Origin of the sequence: Sphingomonas sp. J344, assembly GCF_024700005.1 — a bacterium.
Classification (GTDB): Bacteria; Pseudomonadota; Alphaproteobacteria; order Sphingomonadales; family Sphingomonadaceae; genus Sphingomonas.
The window spans coordinates 2,154,679-2,174,188 of record NZ_JAJONB010000001.1 but is presented as its reverse complement, the minus strand read 5'-3'; the positions used below and the strand labels follow the sequence as shown (position 1 = coordinate 2,174,188).

The following is a 19,510-nucleotide window of genomic DNA, read 5'->3' as shown; positions in this document are numbered from 1 at the left end:
GGAGGCACACAAGGTCTCGAGCCTGTCACCCATACGCATTCGGATGCTGGCGTGGATGCTCTCGGTCGCTACTGCGGCGCTCGCCGCAGCGATATGGCTTCTGGTCTAAGCGATTTATCCGTTGCCCCGCTTGCGGCGCGTCTCCCAGCCTTTCCTGGCCGCCGCCGAGCGCTTGGCCGAACTCTGACTTGATCCACTCCTGTGACCGCCCTTGCGCGCGCTTTCGTGGCTGTCCTTCTTCCCGCGCCCGGAGCCGGACTTGTTGCCTCCGCCCGACTCCTTGTTCACCGTGGCCCAGGCGCGGCGTTCGGCCTCCCTTGTGACTGACGCCGCGATCCTCATAGCCTTCCTCGATGTGCTCGGCTTTGCGCTTCTGCTTGTCGGTATATTTATCCTTGTCGCCCTGCGGCATCACACGTCTCCCGTCGATCATCGATGCCGTTGAAAGCGCTTCTTCCACAGGCTTGGTTCCGGACCGCCGCGGACCCATAACATATGTTAGAATAAGCATTTTCCATGCGTCCTGGGGAACACTCCAGTCGCCTGCCTCGTTGACGCAGCACCCTTTCAGCAAGGATCAGCCATGGCAGATACGATCGATCCCGCGCGCGCGGACGACGCTCCGCTCGCGTCCTCGAAACACCCCACCGCAGCAGTAGATGCCGCGACCGACACTCTCATTGATGCGCCCGGCAACGGGGCAGACACTCTGATCGCCCGCACTGTCACCATCAGGCGTCCGCGTGCCGAACTTTACGCCTATTGGCGCGACCTAACCAAGCTTTCGAGGTTCATGGAGAATGTCGAGAAAGTCGAAATGCTCGATGACAAGCGTTCGCGCTGGGTGGTCAAGGCTCCCGGCGGCAAGACCGTCGAGTGGACGTCGATGATCACCCAGGAAGTCGACGGCGAGGTGATCGCATGGGCGTCCGAAGACGGCGCAGACGTGCCCAATAGCGGCCGTATCGACTTTCGCGACGCGCAGGGCGACCGCGGCACCATCGTGACCGCGACCATCCTTTATGACCCGCCTGCGGGCATCATCGGCAAGGTGATCGCGAAGATGTTCCAGCGCGAACCGGCGATCCAGGCACGCCGCGACCTGCGCCGCTTCAAGCAACTGATGGAGACGGGGGAGATTGCCACCGGCGCCCGCAGTCGTGCCCAGATGGAAGAAGGAAAAAACTGATGCGCGCACTGGCATGGCACGGCAAGCATGACGTCCGCGTCGATACCGTCGACGACCCCGAAATCCTCAACCCGCGCGATGCGATCATCAAGGTGACCGCGACCGCGATCTGCGGCTCCGACCTGCATCTCTACGACGGATACATCCCGACAATGATGAAGGGCGACATCCTGGGCCATGAGTTCATGGGCGAGGTGGTCGAGGTCGGCCCGAAATCGACGCTTCAGAAAGGCCAGCGCGTGGTGGTGCCGTTCACCATCTCGTGCGGCGCCTGCTATCATTGTTCCAAGCATCAATATTCGGCGTGCGACAACGGCCTGCCCGCCGACAACCAGGATATTGCGCAGGAACTGTACGGCCAACCGATGGCCGGCCTGTTCGGCTATAGCCACATGACCGGCGGCTATTCGGGTGGACAGGCGGAATATGTCCGTATCCCGTTCAGCGACGTCGGCCCGATCGTGATTCCCGAGGGGGTCGAGGACGAGAAGGTCCTGTTCCTCTCGGACATCCTCCCAACCGGCTGGATGGCGGCGGAAAATGCGCAGATCGAGCCCGGCGATACTGTCGCGGTCTGGGGCTGCGGCCCGGTCGGACTGTTCGCGGTCCAGTCGGCGTTCCTGATGGGAGCGGAGCGGGTCATTGCAATCGACCATTTCCCGCGCCGTCTCGAGCTCGCCAAGCGCTTCGGCGCCGAGACGATCAACTTCGAGGACAGCAAGACCTATGAAGCGCTGATGGAAATGACCGGCGGCATCGGGCCGGACGCGTGCATCGACGCGGTCGGTCTCGAGGCGCACGGCTTCTTCGTCGACAATGTGATCGACCAGATCAAGGTGTCGACCTTCCTCGGGACCGACCGCGCGCATGCGATCCGCCAGGCGATACTCGCGTGTCGCAAGGGCGGGCGTGTCTCCATGCCGGCGGTCTATGGCGGCTTTGTCGACAAGTTCCCGCTCGGCGCGCTGATGGAAAAGGGGCTGACGCTCAAGACGGGCCAGACCCATGTCCAGCACTATATGCCCGGCCTGCTGCAGGCGATCCTCGAAGGGAAGATCGATACGACCTTCCTGATCAGCCACACCCTCCCGCTCGAACAGGCACCGGAGGGGTACAAGATGTTCCACGACAATCAGAACGAGGTGACCAAGGTTGTGCTGAAGCCCGGCATGGAAGCCCAGATGGCAGCGGAGTAAGAGCCATGTCCAATCGACTTGCACTCGTCACCGGCGCTTCGACCGGGATCGGCCTCGAACTCGCGCGGCTCGCCGCGCAAGCGGGATATGACCTGATCGTCGTCGCCGACGAGCCCCAGATCCGGGGGGTCGCGGAGGAATTCGGCAAATACGACGTCAAGGTCGAGTCCGTAGAGACCGATCTTTCGGGCATCGAAGGTGTCGATCGATTGCTCGCTGCGGCAGCCGGCCGACGGATCGATATCCTGATCGCCAATGCGGGTGTGGGAACGGGCGGCGCGTTCCTTGAACAGGATGTCGCGAAATGGCGTCATTCGATCGATACGAATGTCACCGGCACGGTCTACCTGCTTCAGAAAGTACTTCGGGACATGGTCGCGCGCGGTGAGGGACGGGTTCTGGTGACCGGCTCGATTGCGGGCTACATCCCCGGTGCATTCAACGCGATCTACAACGCGACCAAATCGTTCATCAACTATTTCACCGAGGCGCTGAGGAACGAGCTCAAGGATGTCGATGGGGTTACGCTCACCACCCTGATGCCCGGAGCGACCGATACCGCCTTCTTCGCCCGCGCCGGCATGCTCGACACCGAAGTCGGTCAGGATGACGACAAGGCAGACCCGGCCAAAGTCGCGCAAGACGGATGGTCGGCGATGCTGGCGGGCACGGGCCATTTCGTATCGGGGGTCAGCAACAAGTTGCGGGTCGCTGCCTCCGGGGTCGTGCCCCAGTCGGTTCTGGCAGAAATGCATCGCGGAATGGCCGAGCCGGGCTCGGTCAAGGATTGAGGAAAGATATGATGGCCGACGAACATACCCAAACCCAACCCCGCCCCAACCTCTCGACCGAGCCGGGAGAGAAGGGCATCGCCCCGAATAGCCACACCGAAACGCAGCCGCGGCCCAACCTCTCGACCGAGCATCAGCGCGAGGGCGATGCGCGCAGTCCGAGCGATACGCTCGATCGTGGGCAGGATACGCCCGGCGGCCAGCGCCCCGAGGCGGTCGAGGACCGGCCGGTCGTCGGAACAGTGAAGCCCGAGGATTATCCGAAGGATCGTGCGGACGGTTGAGGCATGATCTGTTGGCTGGACTTCTGAACCATGACTCAGACATCCACCACTGCGGAACTGTTCGTCGTGGCGATCCAGGATCTGCTGGACGCGAAGCGGGGGTGGATCGAACGATCGGACGCATTGAGCGAGCATGCAGGCGAAGGGATAGCGACGTTTCTCGCTGGCGAGTATGCGCGGGCAGAAACTCATGCGCAGCGCCTCACGGAGGTGTTGCGCGAGCGCGGCGCAGCGCTGAAAGGATCGCCCAATATCTGGCTGCGCGCCATTCTGGACGACGCCGCCCGCGATGCGACGACGATCAGGGCTGGCGGGCTGCGCGATATCGCCCTGTGCGGTGCATTTCGAAAGGGCAAGCAAAGCGAGCGTGTCAGCTACGAAACCGCAATCCACCTGGCGCGGCGCCTTGGCGCCGCTCAGGCTCGCGCTACCCTGAACGCCTGCCGAGACGACGAGATCGAGGCCGATGCGCGGCTCGAGCAATTGCTCGTAGCGCTGACCGGGGAGATGTGAGGCGGATGTTCCTCAGCTTTCCTGGTCTGGCTCGAACCCGCGCGAAACATCCTGATCGGTGGAAGGCGCGACCTGTGCGCCCATAGAGTGCCGCATGATCTCGAGCGCGGCACGACCGTGCGGAGGAGATACTGAGACCACCGTGTCCCTTGGCTCCCGGACCCGATAGTCCGCATATGGGCATCGGCAGCCGTAACGAGTACGCACATTTCCGCTGCGACAGGATCAGCCGATCAATCCCAACTTCGGCAGAAGCACGAGGAGATTGGTCGCATGAAGACGGCATCACACTTCGCCAATCCACCCTGTTCTTTGCAGACCCATCTGCCGCAATCTTCCGTGCGACCTCGCTTGGGCGTAGCGTGTTCCCGGTTCACGTTCGGCAAGCAGGGTCAGGACGGCATTGGCGATGTCGATCGTCGCTTTCATTTCCGGCCTGACGTCTGATCGCGCCGGGGCTTCAACCGCGATGGCCAGACCCCATATTCGAGGGCGATGATGAAGCAATCCGCCGCCCTGCCCGCCACCGCCCCCGAAGCGATGCGCCATATTCCGGGCGGCACCTTCACCATGGGCTCTGAGCAGTTTTACGAGGAAGAGCGGCCGTTGAAGCGGGTCAAGGTCGATCCGTTCTGGATCGACGAGACGCCGGTGACCAACGCGCAATTCGCCGCCTTCGTCGCGGCGACGGGCTATCGCACCTTCGCCGAACTGCCGCCCGACCCCAAGCTCTACCCCGGCCTTGATCCCGCATTTGCGGTGCCGGGTTCGCTCGTATTCATCAAGCCCCCCGCCCCCGTCCCGCTCGACGATCACGGCAATTGGTGGGACTTCGTCCCCGGCGCCGACTGGCGGCATCCGACTGGGCCGGGCAGCTCGATCGCCGGCATGGAAGACCACCCGGTCGTGCATATCGCGTTCGAGGACGCCGAAACCTATGCCAAATGGGCCGGCAAGGCGCTGCCGACCGAAGCGGAGTGGGAGTTCGCCGCGCGCGGCGGGCATGAAGGCCGGGAATTTTCCTGGGGCGACGAACTTGCGCCGGACGGTGCGGTACTCGCCAACTACTGGCAGGGGCTGTTCCCCTTCGCCTCCACAAAAAGCGACGGCAGTTTCCGCACGACTCCGGTCGGCAGCTTCCCAGCAAATGACTATGGCCTGTCGGACATGATCGGCAACGTGTGGGAATGGACGCGCGACTGGTATGGCACAGGCGCACCGGCCAAGGCCAAGGGAAGCTGTTGCGTCGCCGCCAACCCGCGCGGCGCCAGACTACGCGACAGCCTCGATCCCGCGACGCCGCAGGTGAAGATCGGACGCAAGGTGCTGAAAGGCGGATCGCATCTTTGCGCACCGAACTATTGCCAGCGCTACCGCCCCGCCGCCCGCCACCCACAGGGGATCGACAGCGCGACCAGCCATATCGGCTTCCGCTGTGTCGTCCGCGGCCATTGAGGCCGCAATCGAATGAGAAGTCTGTCCCTTTAGCGGAGGAATGGCTGCTGAGCAGCAGCGGCAGACTTCGCAGCTGAATCGCGTATGAGAGATTGCCGCGATCGGGTAACTTTTTGGGGTCCGATACGTTGCGCTGGGGCATCGGTACGGGACGCGGGGGCATCGGCGCGGGACAAAGGGTAGCCAGCTATGGATCATCGGGACTTGTTGAACCTTTCCCGGCGTGGTGTTCTAGCCGCCGGAGCCGCTGGAGTGGCCGCCAGCCAGGTCCGCGCATCTGCGGCGTCCCGCATACCGGCGGCGGAGAGCACCATGCCTGTTACCCTAACCGTAAATGGCAAGCTGCGCGAACTCGACCTAGATGTCCGCACTACCTTGCTCGACGCATTGCGCGAGCATCTCAAGCTGACCGGCACCAAGAAGGGATGCGACCACGGTCAGTGCGGCGCCTGCACGGTCATCGTCAATGGCGAGCGGATCAACAGTTGCCTGACGCTCGCGGTGATGCACGATGGCGACAAGGTCACGACGATCGAGGGGCTTGGCACCCCCGACAAGCTCCACCCGATGCAGGCGGCGTTCGTCAAACATGACGGCTATCAGTGCGGCTATTGCACGCCGGGCCAGATTTGTTCAGCAGTGGCGGTGCTCGACGAGATCAAGCGCGGCATTCCAAGCCATGCCCAGACGGACGTCGCCGCCAGGCCGCGCGCCACGAATATCGAGATGCGCGAGCGGATGAGCGGCAATCTGTGCCGCTGCGGCGCGTATTCGAATATCGTCGATGCGATGGCCGATGTCGCGGGAGCCAAGGCATGAAGGCCTTCACCTATTCGCGCGCAAGCTCGCCGGCCGAGGCGGCCGCGATGGCGGCGCGGGTGCAGGGCGCACGGTTCATCGCCGGTGGCACCAATCTGCTCGACCTGATGAAGCTGGAGATCGAGGCACCGACGCATCTGATCGACATCAACCGGCTGGGCCTCGACACGATCGAGCAGACCGGGGAGGGCGGACTTCGGATCGGCGCGATGGTGCGCAACACCGCGCTGGCAGCAGACCGACGGGTGCGCCGCGACTATGCGGTGCTGACCCGCGCGATCGTTGCGGGAGCGTCGGGCCAGTTGCGGAACAAGGCGACAACCGGCGGCAATTTGCTCCAGCGCACGCGCTGTCCCTATTTCTATGACCCCAACTTGCCTTGCAACAAGCGAAAGCCGGGCAGCGGCTGTGGCGCCATCGGCGGGTTTTCGCGCCAGCTCGGCGTGATCGGCACGTCCGACGCGTGCATCGCAACCTATCCCGGCGACATGGCCGTCGCGCTGCGGTTGCTTGACGCAATGGTCGAGACGGTGAACCCCGATGGGGCGACGCGCACCATTCCGATCGCCGAGTTCCACCGGCTCTGGGGCGACACACCCCATATCGAAACGGCGCTGGAGCCGGGCGAGCTGATCACCGCGGTGACCCTGCCCGAGCCGATTGGCGGCAGGCATGTCTATCACAAGGTGCGCGACCGCAGCTCCTATGCGTTCGCACTCGTGTCGGTCGCGGCGGTGCTGCAAAAGGACGGGACCGGTCGCGTCGCGTTCGGCGGCGTCGCGCCCAAGCCGTGGCGGGTCGAAGCGGCCGAGGCACTGTTGCCCCAGGGCGCCGGGGCAGTCGTCGCGCGTGCCTTTGCCGGGGCGCGCCCGACCGAAGAGAACAAATTCAAGATCACGCTTGCCGAGCGGGCGCTCGCGGGCGTGATCGCCGACGCGAGGAGCTGACCGATGGAGTTCAACGCCCCCGCCGGGACCAATCTATTCGACAAGGCCAGGATCGTCGGCAAGGCGACGCCGCGCATCGACGGTCCGCTCAAGACCACCGGCACCGCGCGCTATGCCGCCGAGCGGCACGACGTGGTCGCGAACCAGGCTTATGGCTTCATCGTCGGATCGGCCATCGCCAAGGGGCGGATCGTGGCAATGGACACCGCCGCGGCGAAATCGGCTCCGGGTGTGTTGGCCGTGGTCGCCGCGCCCGAAACCAAGCCGGTCGGCAAGCCGCAATTCAACAACGCGCCCCTGTTCGGCGGCAGCGAGATTTCTCACTATCATCAGGCGATCGCTTGCGTGGTGGCCGAAACGTTCGAACAGGCCCGCGCTGCGGCGGCACTGATCCAGACCCGCTATGACCGGGCCGAAGGGGCGTTCGACCTTGAGAAGGCGGCACCCGACGCGCCCCTCGCCAAGGGCAGCGGAGACAGGCCGGACCGCAGGACACTGGGCGATTTCGACGCAGCGTTCGCCGCCGCGCCGGTCAAGATCGACGCACGCTATCACACCGCCGACGAAAGCCATGCGATGATGGAGCCGTTCGCGACCATCGCGGCATGGGAGGGCGACCGGCTGACGATCTGGACCTCGAACCAGATGATCGCTTGGGCCAAACGGTCAATGAGCCAGATCTTGGGCATCCCCGCAGAGAACATCCGGGTCGATTCGCCCTATATCGGCGGCGGCTTCGGCGGAAAGCTGTTCGTCCGTGCCGACGCCGTGCTCGCCGCACTCGGCGCAAAGGCGGCCGGCAGACCGGTCAAGATCGCGATGCAGCGCCCCCTGATGGCCAACAATGCGACCCACCGTCACGCGACGATCCAGCGGCTGCGGATCGGCGCCGAAAAGGATGGGCGGATCACCGCGATCTCGCACGAAAACTGGTCGGGCAATCTGAATGGCGAGGATGGCGAGAACGGCACGCTGCAGACGCCGAAGCTCTACGCCGGCGAGAACCGCATCACGGCGAACTATATCGCGACGCTCGACCTGCCCGAGGGCAATGCGATGCGCGCGCCCGGCGAAGCACCCGGGCACATGGCACTGGAAGTTGCGATGGACGAGCTGGCCGAACAGCTGGGTATGGATCCGGTCGAACTTCGTATCCGCAATGAGCCCAAGTCGGTCCCGGGCAACCCGCAACGCGCCTTTTCCGATCGCCATCTTACCCGATGCCTGCGCGAAGGGGCGGAGCGCTTCGGCTGGAGCAAGCGCAATGCGAAGCCGGGTGCGGTGCGCGAAGGGCGGTGGCTGATCGGCATGGGCGTCGCCGCCGGGTATCGCGGCGCTCCGACGATGAAGTCTGCGGCGCGGATCAAACTGGCCGCAGACGGACGCATCACCGTCCAGACCGACATGACCGATATCGGCACCGGCAGCTACACGATCATCGCCCAGACTGCAGCGGAGACAATGGGCGTGCCACTGGACCGCGTCTCCGTGGACCTGGGCGATTCCGATTTTCCGGTCGCTGCCGGATCGGGTGGGCAATGGGGCGCGGCAAGTTCGACGGCGGGCGTCTATGCCGCCTGCCTCGCGCTGCGCCGTGCGATCGGTGAGAAGCTCGGCTTCGACGGTGACGCGGCGCAGTTCGAGGATGGCCGGATCAGGCTGGGCAACCGCACTCTCGCGCTGACCGATGCAGGCGCGATGTCCGCCGAAGGAGAGATGAGCTACGGTGCCTTCAAGCGCGAGTATGACATCGGGACCTATGCCGCGCATTTCGCGGAGGTCGCTGTCGATGCCTATACCGGTGAGACGCGCATTCGTCGGATGCTGGCAGTGTGCGATGCAGGTCGCATCCTCAACCCGCTCTCGGCGCGCAGCCAGGTGATCGGCGCGATGGTGATGTCGGCGGGCGCCGCGCTGATGGAGGAGCTGGCGGTGGACAAGCGTTTCGGCCTGTTCGTGAACCACGACCTGGCGGGATATGAAGTCCCGGTCCACGCCGATATTCCGCATCAGGATTGCGTGTTTCTCGACACGCTCGATCCGGTGATCTCGCCCCTGAAAGCGAAGGGCGTCGGCGAACTCGGGATTTGCGGCCCAGGCGCGGCGGTCGCCAACGCTGTCTACAACGCAACCGGCATCCGTGTCCGCCACTATCCGCTGACGCTGGACAAGTATCTCGACAGGCTTCCCGCTATCGCGTGACTGGCACGCCTCAGACGAATGAGGGCCACGCCTCCTGTCATTTCTCGTGGCCCACCGATTCGTGGCCCCTTTTGGGCGGCCCCGATGGAACATAGTGAGACCTTAGCGGACCGACAGTGGTCATTTTACCGCAGATTTCTGCGGTTTTCTACAATGTTCTCAATATGTGCTGGTGCCGCTTACAGGACTCGAACCTGTGACCCCCGCATTACGAATGCGATGCTCTACCAACTGAGCTAAAGCGGCTCGCCCCGCGCGTGTTCGGCGGGGAAGGTGGGGGCGCTTACCAGCCTTGATTGTAGCTGACAAGCGGGGCCGGGCGGGTTTTGCCGATTGGCGGCCTTTACGCAGTATTTACCACAAGCAGCGCAGAGTCGCTCTGGATTGAGGGCCGTTGCCCTTTGTGGAGCATGCGCATGGACACCGCCCGCGGACTCGATGACCGTCCCGACACCGATCACGACGACACCGGCGTGACCGATTCGGCGCATGACGCGCATCGCCTGTCGATCGGATCGGACGAGCGGCGCATGCATGTACGCGCCTATAATCATTGGGTTTCGCTACTTCAGGGACGCGCCTATCCGTCGATCGAGGATCTCGATCCGGGCAATATCGCCGATTTCGGTCCGCACAGCGTGCTGCTCGACTTCAGTCAGGGCGTCGAGAACCCTGCGATTCGCTATCTTGGCCGTTCGCTGCGGGAGGAATGCGGGGTCACCGCCGACATTACTCATGTCGGCGAGGTGCCCAGCCGGTCGCTGCTGTCGCGGCTGACCGACCATTATCTCCAGATCATCGCCAACCGCGCGCCGATCGGCTTCGAGGCCGAGTTTGTCGGCCAGCGCGGTCACAACACGCTGTACCGCGGCATCCTGATGCCGTTCTCGTCCGATGGCGACGCGATCGATTTCATCTATGGCGTGATCAACTGGAAGGAACTGGTCGACGCCGAGACCCAGGCGCGGCTGGAGCGCGAGGTCGAGGAAGCACGCCGCACCGCTCCGACCCCGCTGGTCGCCGCGCCGGTCTGGGCTGACGGGCCGAGCGCCGGGTTCGACGATGATGTGATCGTCGAGGATGCCGAGGCTCCGGTCGCGGCCCCCGCCCCCGATTCGCTCGCCGACCGGCTGCTGATCGCACGCGAGACCGCCGCCGCCGCGCGCGCCGCCGACACGCGCAGCCGCTCGTCGCTCTACCGCGCTCTCTCGCGCGCCTATGATTTCGCGCGCGCGTCGGAGACGTATGCCGAGGACTATGCGGAACTGCTCGCCGATGCCGGCATCACGGTCCAGGCGCGCGCGCCAATGACCGCTGCTGCCAAGCTCGTCTTCGGCACCGATTACGACAAGACCCGCCTGACCGAATTCGCCGCGGTGATGAGCCATGCGCGCCGCCACGACGTGGCGGAGGGCGGACTCGACGCCTTCATCGGCGCGGCCGAGGGTGGCATCAAGGGGATCGTCAAGGCCGAGCGCGCGCTGCGCAAGCCCGCGCCGCAGCCCGATCTGTTCGATCAGGTCCGCGCCGAACTGCGCGCGCGTCCGGCAATCGCGCATGTTCAGATGGCGGCAGGCACGGAGGAATTCGTCCTGCTGCTCGCGCGCGCGGGTGCCGATGGCGAACTCGATATCGTTGCGCGGATCGACGACGATGCCGCGCTGTCCAACCGTGCGCTGCGCAAGGCTGCCGCATGAACACCTGACCCTCCCCGAAGTCTTCTCCCAAGCTGCGCGCGAACTGGTCCGAAAACCCGGTTCGCGCGCATTTTTTTGTCCCGCGTTACCGCTATCCGGGCAATTTAGTCTCAAATGTTACGGTGCGGTGCAGCAAGCCTTGAGCCGCAGCCTTTGCGGGCGCATAGCGCGGCTCCATGAGCAAGACGCCGATCAAGTCGCTCGCCGAGGCGCTGCATGCGCGCCTCACCGATGGGGCCCTGCCGGGGGAGCTGGAGGGGTTCGACGAAACCGCCCGCGCCGCGGCCGCAAGGTTCGTGGCGGAGGCCGCGGCGACGCGCGCGCCGGGCACGCCCGGGGTGGCGCTCGAAACCGGGCTTGGCGACGATAGCCGCGCCATGCGGTTGGCGGTCGTCAATGACGACATGCCCTTCCTGGTCGATTCGATCGCCGCGACGATCGCCGCACATGACATCGCGATCCGCCGGATCATTCACCCGGTCGTCGCGGTCGAGCGCGCGGGCGACGGCACGCTGGTCGGGATCGGCGCCAGTCGCGACGGGGTCGGATCGCGCGAATCGATGGTCTATCTCGAACTCGAACGCGCCGACGCGCGCGATCGCTCGGGGCTGGTCCGCGATCTCGAGCGCAATCTGCGCCATGTCCGCGCCGCAGTCACCGACTGGAGCGAGCTGCGCCGTGCGATGAGCGATGACGCCAACCGCATCGCTGATGCCGAAGGGGCCGCGCTGCTGCGGTGGTTCCAGGGCGGCAGCATGACCTTGGTCGGACATGAAAACTGGCACCGCGATGGCAGCGTCACCGATGCGGCGGGCATTTGCCGCATGGACCTCGACACGCCGTTGCTCGCCGAGGCGTCGCGCAAGCTGGCGGTCGAATGGTTCGAACAGGGCGGACAGCCGCCGCTGCTGCTCAAGTCCAACTTCATCTCGACCGTGCATCGACGCGCGCCGCTCGATCTGGTGCTGGTGCCGCTGCGCGCGAAGGGGGAAGACGGGGCCTCGGAAGTAACCGGGCTGTCGATTCATGCCGGCCTGTGGACCAGCGCGGCGCTGCATTCGACCCCGGATGAGGTGCCGATGCTGCGGGCGCGCATTGCAAGCCTGGAGAGCAAGTTCGGGTTCGACCCGCGCGGCCATACCGGCAAGGCACTGGCGCATGCACTGAGCGGGCTGCCGCACGATCTGACCACCGCCTTCCACGGCGCTGCACTGGAGGAAATCGCGCTCACCGCCATGTCGGTGACCGATCGCCCGCGCCCCAAGCTGGTGCTGATCCGCAGCCAGCTCGGACGCCACCTGTTCGCCTTTGTCTGGCTGCCGCGCGACGATGTCTCGACCGGACGTCGCGTCGCGATTGGCGAGATGCTGGAACAGCGCGCCAATGCCTCGTTGCTCAGCTGGTCGATCGCGCTGGAGGACGGGCCGGTGGCGCTGCTGCGCTACACGCTCGACCTGCGTGGCGAGGGGCGGATGCCCGACGCCGCCGCGCTCGATGTCGAACTGGAGCGGATGGTGCGCGGCTGGCTGCCCGCAGTCGAGCATGCGCTGCGGGAGGATGGCGCAACGCCGTCTCGCGCGGCGCGGCTGGCGCTGCGCTACGCCCCCTGCTTCCCGTTCGGCTACCGCAACGGCAATATACCCGAAGAGGCTGCGCGCGATATCGTCCGGATCGCCGGGTTGAGCGACGTCCACGCCCGGTCGGTGCGCATCTACGACCATGACGGCAAGTTGCGGATCAAGCTTTATCGCCTGGGCGGGCCGCTTCCGCTCTCCGACGCGGTGCCGGTATTCGAGAATTTCGGATTCCGCGTGATCGAGGAAGTGCCGACCGCGCTGGCGGGCGATGCCGACGCCTATATCCATGATTTCGAGGTCGAGCTGCCCGGCGGCGGCCTCAAGGGTGAGACCGCGACGGTCGAGGGCGCGATTGCCGCCGTGCTGGAGGCGCGCGCGGAGAATGATGCGTTCAACCGGCTGATCGTCGAGGGCGGCCTGGCCCCGGCATCGGTCGTGCTGCTGCGCGCCTGGTTCCGTTATCTGCGCCAGACCGGCCTCAGCTACGGCCTGGTCACGGTGGTCGAGGCGCTGCGCCGCGCCCCGGCCGTCGCAACTGCCCTGGTCGACCGCTTTGCCGCCGCGCATGATCCGGCGCGCGCCAAGGACAGCGCCGCCGCCATCGCCGCCGCCGACGCCGCCATCGCCGCAGGCCTCGACGCGGTCAGCGCGATCGACGACGACCGTATCCTGCGCGCGATTTCCGGTGTCATCCGCGCGACGTTGCGCACCAACGCCTATGCTCCCGCCGCCGCCGAAGCGCTGGCGTTCAAGCTGGACAGCAGCCGTGTGCCGAATCTGCCCGCGCCGCTGCCGTGGCGGGAGATCTGGGTCTATTCGCCCCGCGTCGAGGGCATCCATCTGCGCGCCGGTCCGGTCGCGCGCGGCGGCCTTCGCTGGTCCGACCGGCGCGACGATTTCCGCACCGAGATCCTCGGCCTGATGAAGGCGCAGCGCGTCAAGAACGCCGTCATCGTGCCGACCGGCGCGAAGGGCGGCTTCTATCCCAAGCAGCTCCCCAGCCCCAGCATCGACCGCGATGCGTGGTTCGAGGAGGGCAAGGAAAGCTACCGCATCTTCATCCGATCGCTGCTGTCGATCACCGACAATATCGTCAGCGGCGCGGTGGTGCACCCCGACAGCGTCGTGATCCATGACGGCGAAGACCCCTATTTCGTGGTCGCCGCCGACAAGGGCACCGCGACGTTCAGCGACGTCGCCAATGCCATCGCGATCGAACGCGGTTTCTGGCTGGGCGACGCCTTTGCGTCCGGTGGCTCGGTCGGATACGACCACAAGGCGATGGGCATCACCGCCAAGGGTGCGTGGGTCAGCGTCCAGCGCCACTTCCTGGAAATGGGCACCGACGTCCAGACGCAGAGCATCCGCGTCGCGGGCTGCGGCGACATGTCGGGCGACGTGTTCGGCAACGGCATGCTCTTGTCCAAGGCGATCAAGCTGGTCGCGGCGTTCGATCATCGCCACATCTTCCTCGACCCCGATCCCGATCCGGCGGCGAGTTGGGCCGAGCGTGAGCGGATGTTCGCACTGCCGCGATCGAGCTGGGCGGATTATGATCCATCGCTGATCTCGGCGGGCGGCGGCGTGTTCGCGCGGTCTGAAAAAGGTGATCAAGCTGACGCCGGAAGTCCGCGCGGCGCTGGGCATCGAGGCCGAGGAGATGGAGCCGAATGCGCTCATCTCCGCGATCCTCAAGGCGCCGGTCGATCTGATCTGGTTCGGCGGCATCGGCACCTATGTGAAGGCCGCCGCAGAGGCGCATATCGAGGTCGGCGATCCCGCCAATGATCGCCTGCGCGTCAATGCCGAGGACCTGCGCGCGCGCGCGATCGGCGAGGGCGCCAATCTGGGCGTGACGCAGGCGGCGCGCATCGCCTTTTCGATGCGCGGCGGGCGGATCAACACCGATTTCATCGACAATTCGGCGGGCGTCGATTGTTCGGACAATGAGGTCAACATCAAGATCGCACTCAACCGCGAGGTGATCGAGGGTCGCCTGGAGATGGGCGACCGCAACACCCTGCTCGCGTCGATGACCGACGATGTCGCGCATCTGGTGCTGGAGGATAATCGCCTGCAGACGCTGGCGCTGTCGTTCCTCGAGAATGATGGCCCGGTCGCGGTGCCGAGCTTCGTGCGGCTGACCGAGATTCTCGAGGGTGCGGGTCGGCTCGACCGCGCGGTCGAGGGGCTGGCGACCAATGAGGAATATCTGCGCCGGGCGCAGGACGGCGCGGGACTGACCCGGCCGGAGCTTGCCGTGCTGCTCGCGACGTCGAAGCTGGCGTTGCAGGACGCGATCGAAAGCGGCGGGCTGGGCCTCGACCCGGCGCTGGAGAGCGACCTGATCGCCGCCTTCCCGCCCGCAATGCGCGAAACCTTCCGCAAGGCGATCGGCGAGCATCGCCTGCGCGGCGAGATCGTCGCGACCAAGCTGGCCAACCGCATCGTCAACCGGCTGGGCGTGCTGCACCCGTTCGAGCTGGCCGAAGAGGAAGGCGCATCGCTGCGCGACATCGCAATGATGTTCGTGGTGACCGAGCGGCTGTTTGGCCTCCAGCCATTGTGGGAAGAGATCGAGACTGCGGCGATGAGCGAGGGCGCGCGCCTTGCGGTGCTCGACGAGATCGCGGTCGCGACCCGATCGCAGATCGCCGATCTGCTGCGCGTGTGCCGCCCGGGCGAAGACATCAGCGCGATGCTCAACCGCCTGAAGCCCGGCATCGACAGCCTCGATCGCCAGGCCAAGACGCTGCTCAAGGAAGAGGCGCTGGCGCAGTCGGGTCGCATCGCCGCGCAGCTGGAGGCGGCGGGCGCACCGGCGGCCTTGGTCGCAAAGATCGTCCGTATCTTTGAGCTGGACGGCGCGGTGGGTCTTGCCGATCTGGGCCAGCGGCGCGGCATCGGCGAGACCGAGCTGACCCATGCCTTCACGCATCTGGGACAGGCGCTGGGGCTCGACTGGGCACAGGCCAATGCCGCGCGCATCGTCGCGGGCGATCCGTGGGAGCGGTTGCTGATCGCGGGCCTGGCGCGCGATTTCCAGCAATTGCGGCTGGAGTTCCTCGCGCGCGGCACCGGCAAGGATCCCAAGGCCGAGGTCGATGCCTGGCTGGCGGAACATGCCGCGCGGGTCGGCCAGTTCGTGACGCTGGTCGAGCGGGCGAAGAAGGCCCCTGCGCCCAACGCCGCGATGCTGGCGCAGATTGCCGGGCAGGCACGGGTGCTGCTGGGGCGGTGAAAACGGAGGCGGGCGAGATCATGCGAAATGTGTGAACTTGCCTCCTCCCTTCTGATATCCGGTCCTGCCATTGCAACCAAATAGGTTATTGTAGGAAAGCCCACCCCCGGAGAGGCGTGGGTTTCCGAGGGTTTTGGGCTGCGGAAGACCCGCTGGCCGCGCCGAAACCGGTCGTCATCGGGCCGATGAAGCGCGGTAGCCGAACCACGTCATGCGAACATGTCGCGTGAAAGCGCGCCATGGGGCTACGCACGCATGCGACGAATCCCCTCGGGAATGTCGCAAAGCTGTTCGGTCATGAGAACGCAGCGGCCTCGGCCGTCGTGCTTCCTCCCCTCCATCACGCTGCGCGTGCCACCTCCCCTGGCGGGGGAGGGTTAGATTAGTCCGACGCACGCGCCAGATTGTAATTGCGAATCACTCGCGCTAGTGCTGCGAACGAATCGCAATTAGGCTGTCCCCACCCCGATGCACGGAACCACCACGACCGCGCGTGCCAAGCGCAGCCGCAAGGCTTTCTGGCTGAAGCAGCTGCACACCTGGCACTGGATCAGTTCGGCGATCAGCCTGGTCGGGTTGCTGCTGTTCGCGGTGACCGGGTTCACGCTCAACCACGCCGCCGAGATCGAGGGATCGCCGCAGACGATTGAGCGCAAGGGCCAGTTGCCCGCGCAGCTGCTGCCCGCGATCAGGCCCGACGACGCGCCCGATGCGAAGAAGCCGCTGCCCGCCCCGGTCGCCGAGTGGGTCGAGGGCAATCTGGACATCCGCCACGCGCGCGGCGAGGCCGAATGGTCGGCGGACGAGATCTACCTCGCGCTTCCCCGCCCCGGCGGCGATGGCTGGGTCGCGATCGACCGGGCGAGCGGCGCGGTGACCACCGAAGCCACCAATCGCGGCTGGATCGCGTGGCTCAACGACCTGCACAAGGGCCGCAACAGCGGCACGGTGTGGAAGTGGTTCATCGACATCTTCGTGCTCGCCTGCATCGTGTTTTCGCTCACCGGCCTGGTGCTGTTGCAGATGCATTCGAAGAACCGCCCGAGCACCTGGCCGTTGGTCGGCGCGGGCCTCGTCATCCCCGCGTTCCTCGCGATCTTCTTCATCCATATCTAAAGGGAGCCGCCCGAAATGCAGTTTCGCGTAACCGGATTGACCGCCACCGCGCTGGGCGCTGGCCTGTTCGCGCCGGGGATGGCCGCCGCGCAGACGCTCGATGTCTCGGTCACGATTCCAAGGCTGACGGTCGCCGAATATCACCGGCCCTATGTCGCCATGTGGATCGAGAAGGAGGGCGGCCCGGCCCAGACGCTGTCGGTGTGGTACGATGTCGACCTGAAGAACAATGAGGGCACCAAGTGGCTGCGTGACGTGCGCCAATGGTGGCGCGCGTCGGGCCGCACGATGCGCTTCCCCGCCGCCGGCGTGACCGGCGCGACCAAGGCACCCGGGACGCACAAGGTGAGCTTCAAACCCAAGCTGACGCCGGGCAACTACACGCTGGTGGTCGAGGCCGCGCGCGAAGTGGGCGGGCGCGAACTGGTCCGCATCCCCTTCTCGCTGCCCAAGGGCGGCACCGCCCGCGCCGCCGGCACATCCGAACTCGGAGCGGTCACGCTCACCGTCAAGCGCTGAACCAAGGGGATCATCACATGAAGTTGCGCACTATCCTGATCGCCACCGCAGTCGCTGCGGTCGCACTTCCCGCCAGCGTCCAGGCGCACCGCCAGTGGATGATGCCGTCGATGACCGTCGTGTCGGGCGAAGGCGCGGACGTGTGGGTCACGGTCGATGCCGCCGTGTCGAACGACCTCTTCTATTTCGAGCATCAGCCGCTGCGCGCCGACATTGCGGTGATGTTGCCCGACGGCACGGCGGGTGAGGTCAAGAACAAGGCGACCGGCCGGTACCGCACCACGCTCGACGTCCAGATCCAGCAGCGCGGCACCTACAAGATCTTCTACGCCAGCGAGGGCGTGATGGGATCTTACAAGCTGAACGGGGAAGAGGTTCGCCTCCCGCGCGGCACCACCGCCGACAAGCTGGCGAGCGTGATCCCGGCGGGCGCGACCGATGTGCGCACCAGCATCAACAGCAACCGCAACGAGATTTTCGTGACCGCAGGCGAGCCGACCACCACCGTGTTCAAGCCGACCGGCAAGGGCATCGAGCTGGTACCGGTGACGCACCCCAACGACCTGGTGATGGGTGAGGACGCGACCTTCCAGTTCCTGCTCGACGGCAAGCCGACCGCAGGGTTGGCGGTCACGGTGATCCCCGGCGGCATCCGCTATCGCGACCAGCTGCATCAGCAGGATCTGACGACCGGCGCGGATGGCAAGGTCACGATCAAGTGGAGCGATCCGGGCATGACCTGGATCAACGTCACCACCCCGCGCGCGGGCGGCGAAGAGGGCGGCGCGCCCGCGCCGGGTGGCCGCCGGGCGAGCTATGTGACGACGGTCGAGGTGATGGCGCCCTGACGCCCGAACCGCGTATCGCCATTCCCCCGACGCTGTCGCCCGCCGCCTTTCACCGGCGGCGGGCCGACGCCGCTGTCGCGCGCTTTGGCGGGGAGACGATGGGGACGCGCTGGTCGGCAACGATCGTCGCGCCGCCACCGGGGGTGCAGACCGCGATCCAGGGCGTGCTCACCCATATCCTCGCGCAGATGAGCCATTGGGAGCGCTGCTCGCAGCTCAGCCAGATCAACGCCGCTGCGCCGGGCGGGTGGCACGGCATCGCGCCGGAATTCATTCACGTCATGGGTGTTGCGCTTGATATCGCGGCGCGGTCGGATGGGGCGTTCGATCCGGCAATCGGAGCGCTGGTCGACCTGTGGGGCTTTGGTCCGCCGGGACCGCGCGAGGATGCCCCGAGCGATGCCGCGATCGATGCCGCCCGCAGCGCGGCCGGGCCGGGCGCGATCGAGCTCGACGCCCCCCCTGCTCCGCCTGCGCCGCGTCCGCCCCGCGCGGCTCGACCTGTCGGGGATCGCCAAGGGCCATGCCGTCGACGCGGTCGCGACGCGGTTGCGCGCCCTTGGCTGCGCTGATTTCCTCGTCGAGATCGGCGGCGAGCTGGTCGGTGTCGGCATTCAGCCGGATGGCCAGCCCTGGTGGGTGGATGTCGAGCCGCCGCCGGGCATGGCGCTCGCCCCGCTGAGGATCGCTCTGCACGGCATCGCGGTCGCCACCTCGGGCGACTATCGCCGCGCCTCGGCACAGGGCAGCCACAGCATCGACCCGCGCACCGGCCGCCCGATCGCGCACGGTACCGCGAGCGTCACGGTGATCCACGCCGATTGCTGTCACGCCGACGCTTGGGCGAGCGCGCTGACCGTGCTGGAGCCGGAAGCGGCGAAGGCGCTGGCCGAGCGCGAGGGGCTGGCGGCGCAGCTGGTGGTACGCGGTAACGGGGAGTGGTTGTCGAGCGGGCTGCGGGCGATGTTGGACTAGCGCTCCTGCGGAGGCAGGAGCGCATGCAACATTACGCGTCCGCCCGCCGCCGATGAAGAATACTTGCTGGCTTTTCGCGCCTAATTGGCCGGCTTGCTTCGGACTCGTTCCGCAATCTCGGCCACGAGGAAAACAGGAACC

16 protein-coding genes, 1 tRNA gene and 2 pseudogenes are annotated in these 19,510 nt (G+C 66.0%); 16 read left to right on the top strand and 3 right to left on the bottom strand.

The features are described 5' to 3' along the window. Positions 1-114: 114 nt before the first annotated feature. Positions 115-412: pseudogene (locus LRS12_RS10995) on the bottom strand (plasmid stabilization protein). Between the two features lie 171 nt (positions 413-583). On the opposite strand from LRS12_RS10995, the gene LRS12_RS10990 reads away from it, so the two are divergent. From LRS12_RS10990 to LRS12_RS10970, 5 genes are read left to right on the top strand one after another with little or no spacing between them, the layout of a single operon-like run. Next, complete coding sequence (locus LRS12_RS10990; protein ID WP_257844611.1) at positions 584-1,189, top strand: SRPBCC family protein; 606 nt, start codon at positions 584-586, stop codon at positions 1,187-1,189. After that, the gene (locus tag LRS12_RS10985; protein ID WP_257844610.1) at positions 1,189-2,385 is read left to right on the top strand and encodes a zinc-dependent alcohol dehydrogenase; all 1,197 of its coding nucleotides are present in this window, start codon (positions 1,189-1,191) and stop codon (positions 2,383-2,385) included. The genes LRS12_RS10990 and LRS12_RS10985 overlap by 1 nt, the downstream gene beginning before the upstream one ends. A 5-nt stretch (positions 2,386-2,390) precedes the next feature. Continuing rightward, the gene (locus tag LRS12_RS10980) at positions 2,391-3,176 is read left to right on the top strand and encodes an SDR family oxidoreductase (protein WP_257844609.1); all 786 of its coding nucleotides are present in this window, start codon (positions 2,391-2,393) and stop codon (positions 3,174-3,176) included. 11 nt (positions 3,177-3,187) lie between these two features. Further along, complete coding sequence (locus LRS12_RS10975) at positions 3,188-3,460, top strand: hypothetical protein (protein ID WP_257844608.1); 273 nt, start codon at positions 3,188-3,190, stop codon at positions 3,458-3,460. Between the two features lie 30 nt (positions 3,461-3,490). After that, positions 3,491-3,973: a DUF892 family protein gene (locus tag LRS12_RS10970; protein WP_257844607.1), complete on the top strand. Its 483-nt coding sequence runs from the start codon at positions 3,491-3,493 to the stop codon at positions 3,971-3,973. 285 nt (positions 3,974-4,258) lie between these two features. On the opposite strand, the gene LRS12_RS10965 is transcribed toward LRS12_RS10970, so the two are convergent. Next, complete coding sequence (locus LRS12_RS10965) at positions 4,259-4,402, bottom strand: hypothetical protein (RefSeq protein WP_257844606.1); 144 nt, start codon at positions 4,400-4,402, stop codon at positions 4,259-4,261. A gap of 111 nt (positions 4,403-4,513) precedes the next feature. Between LRS12_RS10965 and LRS12_RS10960 the strand changes: the two genes are divergently transcribed. From LRS12_RS10960 to paoC, 4 genes are all read left to right on the top strand, one after another. After that, a complete protein-coding gene (locus LRS12_RS10960) occupies positions 4,514-5,428 on the top strand; it encodes a formylglycine-generating enzyme family protein (protein WP_257845489.1) in 915 nt (304 codons plus the stop codon). A gap of 189 nt (positions 5,429-5,617) precedes the next feature. Beyond that, positions 5,618-6,247, top strand: a complete 630-nt coding sequence (paoA, locus tag LRS12_RS10955) for an aldehyde dehydrogenase iron-sulfur subunit PaoA (protein ID WP_257844605.1) — start codon at positions 5,618-5,620, stop codon at positions 6,245-6,247. After that, positions 6,244-7,194, top strand: coding sequence for a xanthine dehydrogenase family protein subunit M (locus tag LRS12_RS10950; protein WP_257844604.1), 951 nt, complete (start codon positions 6,244-6,246; stop codon positions 7,192-7,194). Before paoA ends, LRS12_RS10950 begins: the two co-directional genes overlap by 4 nt. Before the next feature lie 3 nt (positions 7,195-7,197). Further along, positions 7,198-9,396 carry an aldehyde oxidoreductase molybdenum-binding subunit PaoC gene (paoC, locus tag LRS12_RS10945; RefSeq protein ID WP_257844603.1) on the top strand — a complete coding sequence of 733 codons (2,199 nt, stop codon included), beginning with the start codon at positions 7,198-7,200 and terminating at the stop codon, positions 9,394-9,396. 170 nt (positions 9,397-9,566) lie between these two features. Here paoC and LRS12_RS10940 read toward each other — a convergent pair. After that, positions 9,567-9,642 (bottom strand) — tRNA-Thr (locus tag LRS12_RS10940). Positions 9,643-9,812: 170 nt separating this feature from the next. Between LRS12_RS10940 and LRS12_RS10935 the strand changes: the two genes are divergently transcribed. The 7 genes and pseudogenes from LRS12_RS10935 (at position 9,813) to LRS12_RS19995 (ending at position 19,369) form a co-directional block, all read left to right on the top strand. Continuing rightward, complete coding sequence (locus tag LRS12_RS10935; protein ID WP_257844602.1) at positions 9,813-11,093, top strand: hypothetical protein; 1,281 nt, start codon at positions 9,813-9,815, stop codon at positions 11,091-11,093. A 176-nt stretch (positions 11,094-11,269) separates the two neighbouring features. Next, positions 11,270-15,911: pseudogene (locus LRS12_RS10930) on the top strand (NAD-glutamate dehydrogenase domain-containing protein). 468 nt (positions 15,912-16,379) lie between these two features. Further along, positions 16,380-17,027 (top strand): PepSY-associated TM helix domain-containing protein, encoded by a 648-nt coding sequence (locus tag LRS12_RS10925; protein ID WP_257844601.1) that lies wholly within the window; start codon positions 16,380-16,382, stop codon positions 17,025-17,027. Positions 17,028-17,042: 15 nt separating this feature from the next. Further along, on the top strand, positions 17,043-17,546 hold the full coding sequence (locus LRS12_RS10920) for a DUF2271 domain-containing protein (protein WP_257844600.1): 504 nt from the start codon (positions 17,043-17,045) through the stop codon (positions 17,544-17,546). Positions 17,547-17,563: 17 nt separating this feature from the next. Next, positions 17,564-18,394, top strand: coding sequence for a DUF4198 domain-containing protein (locus LRS12_RS10915; protein ID WP_257844599.1), 831 nt, complete (start codon positions 17,564-17,566; stop codon positions 18,392-18,394). A 98-nt stretch (positions 18,395-18,492) separates the two neighbouring features. Next, positions 18,493-18,966, top strand: coding sequence for an FAD:protein FMN transferase (locus LRS12_RS20000; RefSeq protein ID WP_308223005.1), 474 nt, complete (start codon positions 18,493-18,495; stop codon positions 18,964-18,966). Beyond that, positions 18,857-19,369 carry an FAD:protein FMN transferase gene (locus LRS12_RS19995; RefSeq protein WP_308223039.1) on the top strand — a complete coding sequence of 171 codons (513 nt, stop codon included), beginning with the start codon at positions 18,857-18,859 and terminating at the stop codon, positions 19,367-19,369. The genes LRS12_RS20000 and LRS12_RS19995 overlap by 110 nt, the downstream gene beginning before the upstream one ends. The last annotated feature ends 141 nt before the right edge of the window (positions 19,370-19,510 follow it).

Bases quoted from the DNA above. Each gene is read 5' to 3' on its own strand.
- LRS12_RS10990 (WP_257844611.1), top strand. From the start codon at position 584: ATGGCAGATACGATCGATCCCGCGCGCGCGGACGACGCTCCGCTCGCG.
- LRS12_RS10985 (WP_257844610.1), top strand. From the start codon at position 1,189: ATGCGCGCACTGGCATGGCACGGCAAGCATGACGTCCGCGTCGATACC.
- LRS12_RS10980 (WP_257844609.1), top strand. From the start codon at position 2,391: ATGTCCAATCGACTTGCACTCGTCACCGGCGCTTCGACCGGGATCGGC.
- LRS12_RS10975 (WP_257844608.1), top strand. From the start codon at position 3,188: ATGGCCGACGAACATACCCAAACCCAACCCCGCCCCAACCTCTCGACC.
- LRS12_RS10970 (WP_257844607.1), top strand. From the start codon at position 3,491: ATGACTCAGACATCCACCACTGCGGAACTGTTCGTCGTGGCGATCCAG.
- LRS12_RS10965 (WP_257844606.1), bottom strand. From the start codon at position 4,402: ATGAAAGCGACGATCGACATCGCCAATGCCGTCCTGACCCTGCTTGCC.
- LRS12_RS10960 (WP_257845489.1), top strand. From the start codon at position 4,514: ATGCGCCATATTCCGGGCGGCACCTTCACCATGGGCTCTGAGCAGTTT.
- paoA (WP_257844605.1), top strand. From the start codon at position 5,618: ATGGATCATCGGGACTTGTTGAACCTTTCCCGGCGTGGTGTTCTAGCC.
- LRS12_RS10950 (WP_257844604.1), top strand. From the start codon at position 6,244: ATGAAGGCCTTCACCTATTCGCGCGCAAGCTCGCCGGCCGAGGCGGCC.
- paoC (WP_257844603.1), top strand. From the start codon at position 7,198: ATGGAGTTCAACGCCCCCGCCGGGACCAATCTATTCGACAAGGCCAGG.
- LRS12_RS10935 (WP_257844602.1), top strand. From the start codon at position 9,813: ATGGACACCGCCCGCGGACTCGATGACCGTCCCGACACCGATCACGAC.
- LRS12_RS10925 (WP_257844601.1), top strand. From the start codon at position 16,380: ATGCACGGAACCACCACGACCGCGCGTGCCAAGCGCAGCCGCAAGGCT.
- LRS12_RS10920 (WP_257844600.1), top strand. From the start codon at position 17,043: ATGCAGTTTCGCGTAACCGGATTGACCGCCACCGCGCTGGGCGCTGGC.
- LRS12_RS10915 (WP_257844599.1), top strand. From the start codon at position 17,564: ATGAAGTTGCGCACTATCCTGATCGCCACCGCAGTCGCTGCGGTCGCA.
- LRS12_RS20000 (WP_308223005.1), top strand. From the start codon at position 18,493: ATGGGGACGCGCTGGTCGGCAACGATCGTCGCGCCGCCACCGGGGGTG.